Source organism: Vibrio sp. 10N.247.310.17 (genome assembly GCF_041466605.1).
Lineage (GTDB): Bacteria > Pseudomonadota > Gammaproteobacteria > Enterobacterales > Vibrionaceae > Vibrio > Vibrio tasmaniensis_A.
The window spans coordinates 34,473-49,387 of the sequence record NZ_JBFSTC010000033.1 but is presented as its reverse complement, the minus strand read 5'-3'; the positions used below and the strand labels follow the sequence as shown (position 1 = coordinate 49,387).

Annotated in this window: 9 protein-coding genes; 7 read left to right on the top strand and 2 right to left on the bottom strand. The window is 45.5% G+C overall.

The features are described from left to right. Positions 1-15 precede the first annotated feature (15 nt). Both AB6D80_RS11505 and AB6D80_RS11500 read right to left on the bottom strand, forming a co-directional pair. Positions 16-549: a tripartite tricarboxylate transporter TctB family protein gene (locus AB6D80_RS11505; protein ID WP_372188550.1), complete on the bottom strand. Its 534-nt coding sequence runs from the start codon at positions 547-549 to the stop codon at positions 16-18. A gap of 245 nt (positions 550-794) precedes the next feature. Then, positions 795-1,766, bottom strand: coding sequence for a tripartite tricarboxylate transporter substrate binding protein (locus AB6D80_RS11500; protein ID WP_372188548.1), 972 nt, complete (start codon positions 1,764-1,766; stop codon positions 795-797). A gap of 451 nt (positions 1,767-2,217) precedes the next feature. On the opposite strand from AB6D80_RS11500, the gene AB6D80_RS11495 reads away from it, so the two are divergent. From AB6D80_RS11495 to AB6D80_RS11465, 7 genes are all read left to right on the top strand, one after another. Next, entirely contained in the window at positions 2,218-5,391 is a 3,174-nt protein-coding gene (locus tag AB6D80_RS11495) for an HD domain-containing phosphohydrolase (protein ID WP_371708698.1), read from the top strand. Positions 5,392-5,782: 391 nt separating this feature from the next. Beyond that, entirely contained in the window at positions 5,783-6,502 is a 720-nt protein-coding gene (locus AB6D80_RS11490; RefSeq protein ID WP_372188552.1) for a GntR family transcriptional regulator, read from the top strand. A 100-nt stretch (positions 6,503-6,602) separates the two neighbouring features. Continuing rightward, on the top strand, positions 6,603-7,499 hold the full coding sequence (prpB, locus tag AB6D80_RS11485; RefSeq protein WP_017082680.1) for a methylisocitrate lyase: 897 nt from the start codon (positions 6,603-6,605) through the stop codon (positions 7,497-7,499). 146 nt (positions 7,500-7,645) lie between these two features. After that, complete coding sequence (prpC, locus tag AB6D80_RS11480; protein ID WP_017103082.1) at positions 7,646-8,848, top strand: 2-methylcitrate synthase; 1,203 nt, start codon at positions 7,646-7,648, stop codon at positions 8,846-8,848. A 100-nt stretch (positions 8,849-8,948) separates the two neighbouring features. Next, a complete protein-coding gene (gene acnD, locus AB6D80_RS11475; protein WP_372031435.1) occupies positions 8,949-11,585 on the top strand; it encodes a Fe/S-dependent 2-methylisocitrate dehydratase AcnD in 2,637 nt (878 codons plus the stop codon). Between the two features lie 9 nt (positions 11,586-11,594). Further along, the gene (gene prpF, locus AB6D80_RS11470) at positions 11,595-12,767 is read left to right on the top strand and encodes a 2-methylaconitate cis-trans isomerase PrpF (protein ID WP_372188546.1); all 1,173 of its coding nucleotides are present in this window, start codon (positions 11,595-11,597) and stop codon (positions 12,765-12,767) included. A 118-nt stretch (positions 12,768-12,885) separates the two neighbouring features. Further along, positions 12,886-14,826: a propionyl-CoA synthetase gene (locus AB6D80_RS11465; protein WP_372188545.1), complete on the top strand. Its 1,941-nt coding sequence runs from the start codon at positions 12,886-12,888 to the stop codon at positions 14,824-14,826. Positions 14,827-14,915: the final 89 nt, after the last annotated feature.

Here is a 14,915-nt window from a genome sequence, read left to right as displayed (position 1 = left end):
TATCGCCCAAACTGGTTAAATTTTAACAGTGACAACTACCCTGCCAGATAGGGAAAGAGTGAAGATTAAACCAGGCTCTAGGTAGATATCTAAGCCTTGAGTTAATAAAAGAAAGAACGCGATAACGAAAGGAAACGACGCGCCAAATAAGACAGCTTTGCGGCGCTCACCCAGTAGGTAAAAGCCTGCAAGTAAGAAGAAGCTGGTTGCTAAAACAAAGCCAAGATAAGTCAGCCCAACACCGTACAGAGCCATTAACACCAAGAAGCCAATAAGCAGTTTCCAGTTCAGCGGCGTAGTGTCGCATGTGACTTTTTTATCCGGCTGTCCGGTTATAAGCAGGATCAACGAAAGGCCAATGCCGATAAACGTTAGCAGGATAGGTAAGGTTCTTGCTGTGAAGGGTTCGTACTCGTCACCGGGGAACAAAGGAATCAGCGTGGTTTGGTAGCCATAGCATAAACACGCAAGCATAAAGAGCATGGCTCCGATGCGATCCTTCGAAAGCAAAGATTCCTTACTCAGAAATTTGGTTGGTAAGTCCGACATATCCAACTCCATTTGGGGTGGTATAAAAAGTAAAAAAGCCGTACATGAGCGAGTCAATGAAATGTCTGGGATCACTAACCAAAGGTAAGCGAATTACGGTACTGGTTTATCAGCCACTTGCGTTTACAACGAATCGGCAAGCGTTAGTAATACGTCTACGAATAAACAAAGGAGTTTGAAGTTAACTCATGCACGGCGAAACAAGGAAAGAGTAAGAGGGCACATAGGCCCTCTATGGTTGTTGGTTATTTCAAGAAACCAAGCTCACGCATTAGGTCGCCCATCTGTTTTTCTTGATCTTCTAGGAAGGCGTAAAAATCTTTGTCAGCTTTGTAGTTGTCGATCCAACCGTTACGGTCACGAACCACTTGCCACTCATCGGTTTTGTACATTTTGCCAAGCGCTACATTCCACTCGTCGATCTTCGCTTGGCTTGTGCCAGGTGCTGCAAAGAAACCACGCCAGTTAGCGAATACGGTTTCGTTGCCGTACTCAGTCAGTGTTGGGATGTTAGGTGCAGCGTCAAGACGCTTTGGCGCCGTCACAGCAAGCACTTTTACTTGGCCAGATTTAGACATCTCTAGCACTTCACCAAGGCCAGTAGAAAGCAGCTGTGTTTCGCCAGAAAGCAGTGCCGCCATCGCTTTACCGCCAGCATCGTAGGTAATGTAACGTACTTTCTTCGCATCAAAACCTTCGCCTTTGAACGCTGCCGCAACCACAAGGTGGTCCATGCTGCCACGAGCTGAACCACCAGCAATTTTTACTTTACGTGGGTTGGTTTCGAACTCTTTAACGACGTCTTCCCAAGTGTTGTACTTAGAATCCGCAGACGCGACGATTGCACCGTAATCGGCAATAGTTGCTGCTACAGGAGTTAGGTCGCGGAAAGATTGTGGGAAGATCCCCGTTAGTGAACGAACAACGATAGGCGTTGAGTTCACCATTAGCGTGTCTTCTTGACGTTGAGCCGTCTCGATTAGGTGTGCAATGGCTTTACCGCCACCACCACCAGACAAGTTTTGGAAAGAGACATTTTCTACGATGTCGGATTTAACTAATACATCACCCGTACCACGAGCCGTCATATCCCAACCGCCACCAGCGCCGCCAGGGATTAGGAAGTGGATTTTTTCTACGTCAGCAGCAAAAGTGTTAAAAGAAAAGGTTGCTGCGATGATAGAAGCCGCAAGAGTAGGTTTCAGTGCCTTGAACATGGTTCACGTTCCTTATGTAGGGGATCTCTTCAATGGAGAGAAACTTATGTTTTATATCCAGCTACTAAATACACGAATCGGGTGTTTAGTAGATGAGGTTAAAGTTAACGATGTGTTAACGAATTGTCTTTAATGCGGCGAGATTGAGGATAAAGAACATTGGGTGAATAAAGTGCATAAAGTTCACGGGGACGTGGCTCTAGGATTCTTCAAGAAATAATTATTCTCATTTTTTCTTAAGGTTGTGTGAACAATTTGTTTTGACTATTAGCCGTTTTATACTGTTGGGTATCATTAAAGTAGGTACTTTATTGTGACACAGAGAGAGGGATAGGGAGACGCTCTTGTATATATAGAATAATGTGTTGCTAGGTGGGGTGTGCTACTGTAATAATATAAATATTGCTGGCACGTTACATTTCTGAGCTAATGGTTATTCAAGGATCGAATAATGACAGACAAAAAAATTTCGTTACGATTTACTGTTGGAGGAATGTTTTTACTCGCGACATTTCTTACCGCTGTTGTTGCGGTTTCACTGCAATATTACTTCAGTAAAAAAATGGCGACTGAGAATACCCTATCAAAGTTGACGATGGTGTCTCATGACCTGAGTGATTATATAGGCGCTATTGATTCTGACGCAGCCAACACTGCGCGTTTACTTGCTTCAGTGAAACGGTCAATCAGTAACAAAATATCGAAAGAAGAGTCGCGTAGTATTCTTTCTGAAGCCATTAAAGATAACCCTCTCTTTTATAGTATTTACATTGGCTCATCCGATGAAAATTTCTTCCAAATTATTAATCTAGAATCTGCCCCTGTCGTTAGAGAAAAAATAGGTGCACAACAAACGGATCGTTGGGTTGTGGTTGAGATTAAAAATATAGGGCAGGAGCGAGTCCGGACAACGAAATACTTTGACCAAGAGTTTACGCTCAGAAGCTCAACTACGGAGCAGAGCAACTACTTTCCAACGACCAGGCCTTGGTATGTTTCTGCCAATGTTCAGTCGGTCGAAAAAACTCAGCCATATCTTTTTCAGCATTTACAAATTACCGGACAAACTTATTCTTTAGCGTTTGATTCGAAAATAGAATCTGAAATTCAACATGTGATTGGTATTGATATTGTGTTGTCTTCTTTGGCTAACAAATTATCAGGTACGGCGCTTGGATTAGCAGAAGATAGTAAGGTTGAGTCTTTCTTATATTCGAAATCGGGAAATATCATAGCGTCCAACCTCAAGGTTAACAATCAGGAATCGGAGTTTGATGTATCAACATTGATATTATCATCTGAGCAAAAAACCTTGGTTAACGATACCCCTCCGCTGCTAGTTTCTAATCAAAATGATTGGGGGCCGATGGACTTTTCTGTGGCGGGGAAACCAAACGGTTATGCGATAGACCTTCTCAAAATGATCGGTGAGATGACTGGGATCAGGTTTGAATTTGTGAATGGTTTCTCTTGGGACGAGCTTGTCAGTAAGTTTCAAGAAGGAAGTATTGATGGCCTGCAATCGGTTCAACATTATAAAAATAATGGCATAGATGGCCTATACACGACTCCAATTTATGAATTGCCATTTTCTATCGTGACAAGGGTCGGCGCGAAGGTTGTCACTAATTATGCCGAGCTTGAGGGTGAAAAAGTTGCCATTTTATCTGGGTGGTCAATTATTCCTAAGTTGAGAGAGGATTTTCCGAACATTGATTTAGTTGAATTTGAAAACCTAGAGTCTGCATTTAATTCAATTGAAAGCGAAGAGAACTTTGCTTTCTTAGAAGCAGAACCCGTACTCTCGTTTGCATTAGATAGGTTTTTCCAGCCAGGCCTTGTTGTCAATGGGACTCTAGAAGATCTAAAACGGAACTACACAAATCAATTCCATTTGGTGTTGCAGAGCAAGCATAAGCAATTGCTTCCAATTATTGATAAGGCTATCAGTAGATTGAGTGATGAACAACTTGATGCCTTAGCGAAAAAGTGGCTCCATGATACCGGCTTTAATACGAATACGACGGTTCCTTATACTGAACTTTATGATTTGGCTAAGGAAGCAACGGTTGAAGGCAGTATGATAAGGGTAGAGTTGAATGGCGAGGTCAAGCATCTCTATTTAAAGAAAATAGACACGGGCGAACACTACTCTGAGTATTTTGCGGTATTGATTCCCGAAACTGAAATCTTTAGTACAGTCAATAAACGTCTAGTAACCTCTGTTGGCGTAACGATGTTACTGATGAGTTTGACCTTGCCTATTGCATGGGTTTTTGGTGCACCGATAGTGCGTCCTATTCGTCAATTAGAGGAGGAGACTCATAAGATCAAGATGCGTGATTATGACAGTGTCGAGCTTGTTGAGACTCGAATTAAAGAGGTATGGGAACTGTCTATTGCGGTGAAAGGTATGGCTGCAGAGATTAAGCGGCATGAACAGACCCAAGAGGCCTTTGTTGAGTCGTTCATTAAACTTATCGCTCAAGCTATCGATGATAAGTCCGCTTATACGGCTGGGCACTGTAACCGCGTACCAGAACTGGGCTTGATGTTGGCTGGTGCGGCTGAAAAATCGCAGTCTGAGCATTTCAAAGACTTTAAATTTGAGAACGACGATGAACGTCGTGAATTTAGAATTGCTGCTTGGCTTCATGATTGTGGCAAGATCACGACACCTGAACACATCGTCGATAAAGGTACGAAGCTAGAAGCTAACTACAACCGAATTCACGAGGTGAGAACTCGATTTGAAGTGCTTTGGCGTGATGCAGAAATTACAGCTTTGACAAAACAACTCGAAGGGTCTCTACCGGCTGAGTTGGTAGCTGATGAACTTGCGTCAACCAAACAGCAACTACAAGAGGACTTTGAGTTTATTGCGACAGCGAACCTCGGTGGTGAGTTTATGAGTGATGATAAAGTCGCTCGTATTCGCTTGATAGCTGAGACGACTTGGACACGTAACTTTGATGATCAACTTGGTTTGTCACCGATAGAGGCGTTGAATCGAGAATCGAGTTCAAGCTTACCAGCGGTAGAGCCGCTGTTATGTGACAAGCCTGAACATATAGTGAAAAGAGATAGGCCGTTAGAGTTCGACCCGAAATATCAAATAAAAATGGATGTGCCTGAGCACTTATACAATCTGGGCGAAGTCTATAACCTGAGTATTGCGCGTGGTACCTTAACTGCTGAAGATAGGTTTAAGATAAATGAGCACATGCTTGGTACCATCAAGATGCTTGAAAACCTGCCATTCCCGAAAGAGCTAAGCCGTGTGCCTCGTTATGCGTCGACTCACCATGAAACCCTTAAAGGCACAGGCTATCCAAGGAAGCTGACAGGTGATGACCTTTCAATCCCAGAACGTATTCTGGTGATCTCAGATATTTTTGAGGCGTTAACTGCTGCGGATAGGCCTTATAAGAAGGCGAAACCAATCAGTGTTGCTGTAGACATCATGTATAAAATGGCGTTGGACGAGCATCTTGATATCGAACTGTTTAGATTGTTCTTAACCAGCGGTACTCACCTGCGTTATGCAGAAGAGTATCTCAAACCAGAACAGATTGATTTTGTCGATATCAGCAAATACCTCGAAGTCACTCGTCAGATAGCTTGATTAAAGGTTGGCTTGTTAGAACGGGTTCGATGAATGAAAGGCGCACATGAGTGCGCCTTTTTTATATCTGTTTATCGGTGAGCTGGTGGATAGGCACAAACGGGGCTGCTTTTGACCAGTTCGGCTATAAGTTGTCGACACATCGATTTTAAATGACTTTAGAGTAGGTATCGGGCTGGTTGTTGTTGTCCTGTTTAAATTAATAAATAACAAGTATTTAAGTTGTTTTTAGTGTCCTTTTGGATGAGTTTTTATCGTCTATAAAAAATACTACCTTAGTCTAAATTGTCGACAATCTGCTTGATTGTCGACAGTTCGATCGTGTATTTTATGTTCATGTTATGAAATTGTTGACAGTTAGGGTCGGCAATCAGAAGTGAGCAGCGTGAATATGAATACTGCGATAAAAGATCTCACCTTAAGTGCAAACATGAAAACACGTGTGAACGATAAAGAGAACACTAAATCAGAAAACCTCACTGAGTATCTTGTTGAGGCGATTGTTAACGGTGAATTACCACCGGGCAGTAAGATCTCGGAACCTGAACTGGCTAAACGCTTTGAAGTAAGTCGAGGCCCATTACGTGAAGCAATAATGCGTGTTGAAGGGCTTGGTCTGATCGAACGTATTTCTCATATAGGGGCTCGAGTTATTACCTTCTCGGCAGACAAATTACTCGAGTTGTACGCAGTGCGAGAGGCATTGGAAGGCATGGCGGCTCGCTTAGCAGCTAGACATATCACACAAGAAGAGCTTGTCGGGCTTGAAGGGTTATTGTCGACACATTCAAAACACATCGATGAAGTCGAAGGTTCTTCTTACTTTCATCAACATGGGGATTTCGATTTCCATTACCGCATTATCAAAGCGAGTCGTAACAGCAAACTCATTTCGCTGCTGTGTGATGAGCTTTATCACCTACTACGCATGTACCGCTATCAATCGCCTAGGGCTCAGTCTCGACCAAAAGAGGCGCTTGATGAGCATAAATACATCCTACAAGCGATTCGCAACCGTGATGAAGAGCTAGCAGAAATGCTAATGCGAAGACACATCTCGGGAAGCCGATTGCTTATAGAACAACAAATTCAATCCAAAGATCTTGATTAACTGGCGACTGGTATTTGCCAGCGGTTCTTCGCTGGCGAGAGCTAAACATCAGTAGTTATAAAAGTTAGATATAAATAAACAATTAACAGGGAGCGTCATTATGAAGTTATCAGCAGGGGCTAAGTTCCGACAAGCTGTGCAAGACAACGACCCATTGCAGATCGTCGGTACGGTGAATCCATATTGCGCGATGATGGCAAAGAACTTAGGGCATCAGGCGATCTATTTGTCTGGTGGAGGCATCGCCAATGCGTCTTATGGTTTGCCAGATTTAGGCATTACGACATTGAACGATGTATTGGTCGATGTTGAACGTATTACCAATGCGTGTGATTTGCCTTTGCTGGTGGATATCGACACGGGCTTCGGTGGCGCATTCAATATTGCACGTACAATTCGCGCTATGGAGAAGGCAGGCGCAGCTGCAATTCACATGGAAGACCAAGTGGCCCAGAAACGCTGTGGTCATCGACCAAATAAAGCGATTGTAAGTCAGCAAGAGATGGTCGATAGAGTTAAGGCTGCAACCGATGCTAGAACCGATGACAGCTTTGTGATTATGGCGCGTACCGATGCATTGGCGGTTGAAGGAATAGACAGTGCGATTGAACGAGCTATAGCTTGTGTTGAAGCGGGCGCGGACATGATTTTCCCTGAGGCGATGAATCAGCTCGACCAGTACGTGAAGTTCTCGGCAGCGCTGAAATCTGCAACGGGTAAGCACGTGCCTATTCTCGCGAACATCACTGAGTTCGGCCAAACACCACTCTACAACTGTAACGAGTTAGCCCAATCAAGTGTCGACATGGTGCTTTACCCATTGAGTGCATTCCGTGCGATGAATAAAGCGGCGGAGAATGTTTACAAGCATTTGCTAGTTGAAGGCAATCAAGAAGCTCTGTTGGATTCAATGCAAACCCGTAAGGAGCTTTACGAACACCTGAATTACCACGACTACGAGAACAAGCTTGATCAGTTGTTTTCAAGCGAAGGGTAAACCAGTTTCAATTAATCAAAAATCAACTTAATCCAATAACGTGAAATGGTTAGTCGCCATATCCAGTACCGATGATAAAGATCATCGGACATATAAACAGGCAGCACCAAAGAGTGCAGGCGGCTAACACAGAAAAGGAGTTCAACATGTCTGTATCTTTGAGTGATAAAGCAACTGTCGAAAAGGCTTCTACAGAAAACCAACAACAAAGCGAAAAAACAGCCAGCACACCTGCAATCGGTGGTGCTGGTCTACGTGGTCAGAGTGCGGGAACCACGGCGCTATGTACGGTAGGAAAATCAGGAACTGGTTTAACCTACCGTGGTTATGATATTACCGACCTTGCTAATCATGCTCAGTTCGAAGAAGTGGCGCATCTGCTACTAAGAGGTCATTTACCCAGTGAAAAAGAGCTTGATGATTACAAAACATTGTTGGTTGGTCTGCGCGGCTTGCCTCAACCTTTGAAAGTAGCATTAGAGCTTATCCCTGCTGACGCTCATCCAATGGATGTGATGAGAACGGGCTGTTCAATGTTGGGTAACTTAGAGCAAGAATCGGACTTCTCTGAGCAACTATCAGCAACAGAACGTATGCTTGCACTTTTTCCTGCGATTATTTGTTACTGGTATCGCTTTAGCCATGATGGCGTGCGCATTGATACTGAAGATCAAAGTGAAGCATGTTTGGGTGGCTACTTCTTGAAAATGCTAACGGATAAAGCACCGAGTGAACTTCACAAGAAGGTGATGCACTGCTCGCTAACCCTTTACGCGGAACATGAGTTTAATGCTTCGACTTTTGCCGCTCGTGTGTGTGCATCAACGCTGTCGGATATCCACTCTTGTGTCACCGCAGCGATTGGTACGTTGAGAGGCCCTTTGCATGGCGGTGCGAATGAAGCGGCGATGGAAATGATCCAAGATTGGCAAACCGCCGATGAAGCGGAAACGAACATCATGAATATGCTTGCTAACAAAGATAAGATCATGGGCTTCGGTCATGCCATTTATCGTGAAAGCGATCCACGAAATGCTCTAATCAAGCGTTGGTCAAAAGAGCTTGCTCAAGAGGTGGGAGATAAACAGCTTTATGCCGTTTCTGAGCGTGTTGAAGCTGTAATGAAGCGCGAGAAAGGGCTGTTCTGTAATGCTGACTTCTTCCACGCATCGGCATATCACTTCATGGACATCCCAACCAAACTGTTTACTCCTATCTTCGTGATGAGCCGCCTTACTGGTTGGACGGCACACGTATTCGAGCAAAGAGAAAACAATCGAATTATTCGTCCAAGTGCAGACTACACCGGGCCAGAGCATCAAGACTGGCTACCAATCCATTTACGTTAGTCCTCTATATCGAGCCGACTTATATCTCGAGGTGACTTTCTCTTCATGTGATAAGGCCTCGAGAACCAACGAATAGAATTTGACAGATAATGGTGGATGTATGTCTGATGTAAAACTTGAAAGAAACCAAGAGCTTGATGAAAACAAGTATCGAAAGGTTCTACCGGGAACGGGCTTAGAATATTTCGACGCTTGCGAAGCGGTAGAAGCAATATCCCCAGGTGCTTACAAAACCTTGCCTTATACGTCGAGAGTATTAGCAGAGCAATTAGTAAGACGCTGTGATCCTGAAACCCTTGAAGACAGCTTAAAACAGATCATTGAACGCAAGAGCGACTTAGATTTTCCTTGGTATCCTGCGCGCGTGGTGTGTCATGACATTCTAGGTCAAACAGCTTTGGTTGATTTGGCTGGATTAAGAGACGCGATTGCCGACCAAGGCGGAGACCCTGCCAAGGTGAATCCCGTTGTCGAAACTCAATTGATTGTTGACCATTCGCTGGCAGTGGAACACGCGGGTTTTGATAGCGAAGCGTTTGATAAAAACCGCGCGATTGAAGAGCGCAGAAACGAAGACCGTTTTCATTTTATTGAATGGTGTAAAACGGCGTTTAAAAACGTGAGTGTGATCCCAGCGGGTAACGGGATCATGCACCAGATTAACTTGGAGAAAATGTCTCCAGTTATTCAATCTAAAGAAGGCATCGCGTTTCCTGATACCTGTGTTGGTACCGATAGCCATACACCGCACGTTGATGCTTTGGGCGTTATTGCGATTGGTGTGGGGGGCTTGGAAGCTGAGACAGTGATGCTCGGTCGTCCGTCGATGATGCGATTGCCTGATATTGTCGGCGTTAAACTGACGGGTCAACGACAAGAAGGGATAACTGCAACGGATATTGTGCTTGCGATTACTGAGTTCCTTCGCAATGAGAGAGTGGTCTCAAGCTATTTGGAATTCTTCGGTGAAGGGGCTCGTGCACTGACCATTGGTGACCGCGCAACTATCTCCAACATGACGCCAGAGTATGGTACAACAGCTGGTATGTTTTACATCGATGAGCAGACCATTCAATACCTGAAGCTCACCGGTCGAGAGCCTGAGCAGGTTGAATTAGTTGAACGCTACGCTAAGCAAACCGGGCTATGGGCTGACGATCTAGACTCTGCTCAATACGAACGTGTATTAGAGTTTGATTTATCGAAGGTAGAGCGCAATCTTGCAGGGCCATCCAACCCCCATCGTCGTTTGCCAACCAGAGAGCTGGCTGAACAAGGCATCAGTCAAGCATCTTGGAAAGAGCAGCATGCTAAGCAGTACAGCGATGATCAGATGCCCGATGGTGCCGTAATCATTGCGGCAATTACTTCTTGTACCAACACCAGCAACCCAAGAAACGTAGTCGCCGCAGCATTGGTGGCTAAGAAAGCTAATCAGCTTGGATTAGTTCGTAAGCCGTGGGTGAAAACGTCATTTGCGCCGGGCTCTAAAGTTGCCAAGCTCTATCTTGAGTCGGCAGGTTTGCTACCTGAGCTGGAACAATTAGGCTTCGGTATCGTCGGTTATGCGTGTACTACCTGTAACGGAATGAGTGGGGCGTTGGATCCTAAAATCCAACAAGAGATCATCGACCGCGACCTGTACTCAACTGCTGTGTTGTCAGGGAATCGAAACTTTGATGGTCGAATCCATCCCTATGCCAAACAAGCGTTTTTAGCCTCACCGCCGTTGGTGGTTGCTTACGCGTTGGCTGGCACGATTCGCTTTGATATCGAGAAAGACAGCTTAGGCACCGACAACAATGGTAAGCCAATCTACTTAAGTGATTTATGGCCGAGTGATGCCGAGATCGATGCCGTTGTCGGTGAGCACGTTAAGCCTCAGCAATTCCAACAAATCTACGTGAAAATGTTCCAGCCAGACGAGGAACAGGTGACGACTGAGCCGCTTTATGACTGGCGACCTCAAAGCACCTATATACGCAGACCACCTTATTGGGAAGGGGCTCTTGCGGGAGAACGAAGCCTATCTGGTATGAGACCTTTAGCGATTCTAGGTGACAACATCACCACAGATCACTTATCCCCTTCAAATGCGATTCTCGCTTCGAGCGCTGCGGGGGAATACCTCACCAAAATGGAAGTGCCGGAAGAGGATTTTAACTCTTACGCGACCCATCGAGGTGATCACTTAACCGCACAACGAGCAACGTTCGCTAACCCTAAGCTGTTTAACGAAATGGTGAAGGACGCTGGAGAAGTCGTGCAAGGTTCACTAGCAAGAGTTGAACCCGAAGGTCAAGTTACGCGAATGTGGGAAGCGATAGAAACCTACATGAACCGTAAACAGCCTTTGATTGTCGTGGCGGGTGCGGATTATGGACAAGGTTCATCACGTGACTGGGCTGCCAAAGGTGTGCGTTTAGCGGGTGTTGAAGTGATTGTGGCTGAAGGATTTGAAAGAATTCACAGAACCAACTTAGTTGGCATGGGGGTATTGCCTCTGCAGTTCAAAGTAGGAACGAATCGCAATACCTTAGAGTTGGATGGCACCGAGCTTTACGACGTGTACGGCGACATTGAAGCAGGTTCTGATTTGGCTCTAGTCATCACTCGTAGAAACGGTGAAAAGCTTGATGTTCCCGTGACCTGCCGACTAGACACCGCAGACGAAGTGAATGTTTATAGCGCTGGTGGCGTGTTGCAACGTTTCGCCAAAGACTTTCTTGCACAGTAGGAGCTTGTGATGAACACTAAACAGATCAAAGTGCCTGCAACTTATATGCGGGGCGGAACAAGCAAAGGTGTCTTTTTCAATTTAGAAGAGTTACCTGAAGCTGCGCAAGTCGCCGGAGAAGCACGAGACGCATTACTTCTGCGTGTGATTGGCAGCCCGGATCCTTATGGCAAACAAACCGATGGTATGGGTGGTGCAACATCTAGCACCAGCAAAACCGTTATTGTTTCGAAAAGTAGTAAGGCCGATCACGATGTTGATTACCTATTCGGTCAAGTGGCAATAGACAAGTCGTTCGTTGATTGGAGCGGTAACTGCGGCAACCTATCTGCTGCAGTAGGCCCATTTGCTATTCATAGTGGCTTAGTCGATTCGAATCGTATTCCAGAAAACGGCGTGGTCGAAGTGCGAGTATGGCAAATGAACATAGAGAAAACCATTATTGTTCATGTACCTATCGCTGATGGAGAAGTCCAAGAGTTAGGTGACTTTGAACTCGATGGTGTCACTTTCCCCGCTGCTGAAATCCAAGTCGATTTTCTAGACCCCGCCGATGCGAGTGGCTCTATGTTCCCAACAGGGAATGTTGTCGATTTTTTAGATGTTCCCGATCTGGGTTGCATCAAAGCAACATACATTAATGCAGGGATACCCACCATTTTTGTTGATGCTGAAGCTGTGGGCTATCAAGGCACAGAGCTTCAATCGGATATTAACAGTGATTCAAAAGCCTTGGCTCTGTTTGAATCCATACGAGCACATGGCGCAGTGGCGATGGGTCTTATTGATTCTTTAGAACAAGCGGAATCACGCCAACACACACCTAAAGTCGCGTTTGTTGCTAAGCCTCAAGCGTACCAAGCTTCAAGTGGTAAACCGGTATTAGCTGACGATACCGACCTTCTGGTGCGTGCTTTGTCTATGGGACAACTGCATCACGCCATGATGGGTACGGCAGCGGTCGCCATTGCTTCAGCGGCGAGTGTACCAGGTACGTTAGTGAACTTGGCAGTCGGTGAGGGTTCCCGAGATTTTGTGACCTTTGGTCATCCATCAGGAACCTTAAAAGTGGGTGCTAAAGCTATTCAGACGAAAAGCGGTTGGAAAATAGAACGGGCAATTATGAGTCGTAGTGCCCGAGTGATCATGGAAGGTGCCATTCGAGTGCCTTTTCCTAAGTAAAGCGATTGTCGTGAACGGTTAAATGTTCACGAACACAACGCTGAGAAAAGAGTGCAATCAAGTGCTACTGCCAAAAGTTAGGTGCTTGGACTAATGGATAAATCATGGAGGAGGCACTATGTCTGCTACGAATCGAATGAACAGAAAAACAGACTATATCACCGAGTATCAATGGGCTAGGGAAGACCCCAATTCGTTCTGGGAAACACAAGCACAAGCGATAGATTGGTTTGAACCACCAAAAACGATATTACAAACTGACGATAACGGTATTGAGCGTTGGTTTCCTGATGGGGTGATGAATACCTGCTGGTTGGCGTTGGATTATCATTGCGAAAATGGTCGTGGTGATAAAGTGGCACTGATTTACGACTCTCCAGTTACAGGGACTCAATCATCGTACACCTACGACCAACTGCGTAACCAAGTGGCAAAAGTCGCAGGTATGTTAGCCACGCAAGGCGTTACCAAAGGCGATCGTGTGGTGATCTACATGCCAATGATTCCTGAAGCAGCAATGGCAATGCTAGCCTGTGCACGACTCGGTGCGGTGCATTCGGTGGTGTTTGGTGGTTTTGCTCCTCATGAACTTGCCGTGCGTATCGAAGATGCCGAGCCGAAGGTGTTGATTACTGCATCCTGCGGTGTCGAGATAAATAAAGTCCTGCCATATAAGCCTATGGTCGATCGCGCGATCATGGACAGCCGTTGGAAGCCCGAGAAAGTAGTGGTATTCCAAAGAGAGCAGTCTCTAGCCGAGTTGAGCAATGAACGCGATGTACTTTGGCAACAAGCGGTTAACGATGCTTTGCCTCACGTATGCGTGCCTGTTCTAGCGACTGACCCACTATATATCTTGTATACATCAGGGACGACGGGTAAGCCAAAAGGTGTGGTTCGTGACAATGGTGGTCACGCGGTCGCCATGAAATACTCGATGAGCACTATCTACGATATGCCGCAAGATGGTGTGTTTTGGGCGGCTTCTGATGTCGGCTGGGTAGTGGGGCATTCCTATATTGTGTATGCGCCATTGATTCATGGTTGCACAACCATCTTGTTTGAAGGCAAGCCAGTTAGAACGCCAGATCCCGGCGCATTCTGGCGTGTGTGTGAACAGTACAAAGTCGATGTATTGTTTTCTGCTCCAACCGCATTTAGAGCCATTAAGAAAGAAGATCCCGAAGGCGAATTACTGACTAAGTATGACCTATCATCACTCAAGTCGATTTTCATGGCTGGCGAGCGTTTAGACCCGCCAACATTGGATTGGGTTGAATCTCATACCAATAAGCCAGTTATCGATCATTGGTGGCAAACAGAAACAGGCTGGGCCATTTCTGCCAATCCAACAGGGTTAGAATCTTTACCAGTTAAAGCGGGCTCTTCGACTAAACCTGTTCCGGGTTACCAAGTGGAGATTCTCAATGAACTCGGTGAAGTAGCTCAGCCTAATCAACAAGGGTTTGTGGCTCTTAAACGCCCGTTGCCACCCGGTTGTCTACCAACAGTTTGGCGTAATCATGATCGATTTGAATCTGGCTATCTGAGCCAATTCCCGGGTTATTACGTTTCTGGGGACGGTGGCTATCTCGATGAAGATGGGTATCTGTTTATCATGGGCCGCATTGATGATGTGATCAACGTAGCGGGGCATCGTCTGTCAACGGGAGAAATGGAAGAGATTGTGGGTGGTCACCCTGCTATTGCAGAATGTGCGGTAGTCGGGATTCACGATGACTTAAAAGGGCAGCTACCTCTTGGTTTAGTTGTGTTGAAAGATGGCGTAAAAGTGGATGGCACAGAGTTACAAGCTGAACTTGTAGGTAAGGTTCGTAATGAGATCGGCGCTGTAGCCTGTTTTAAGCAAGCCTTGGTTGTTGAGAGACTACCTAAGACCCGCTCAGGCAAGATCTTACGCAGAACCATCCGACAAATCGCAGAAGGCGAGCAATATGTGGTGCCTTCGACGATTGACGATCCTACCAGCTTAACTGAAATTGCTGAAAGCTCGGCAAATAGAAGTCGCAGTTTAGGTAATCTCCCTTCGGCTTGTTGATTTATACATAAGCCAGCGTGATGGTTTACCTAAACGCCAGTTTATTCATCCGCTTATCCATTGCGTTTACTATGACCTCATTATGAATC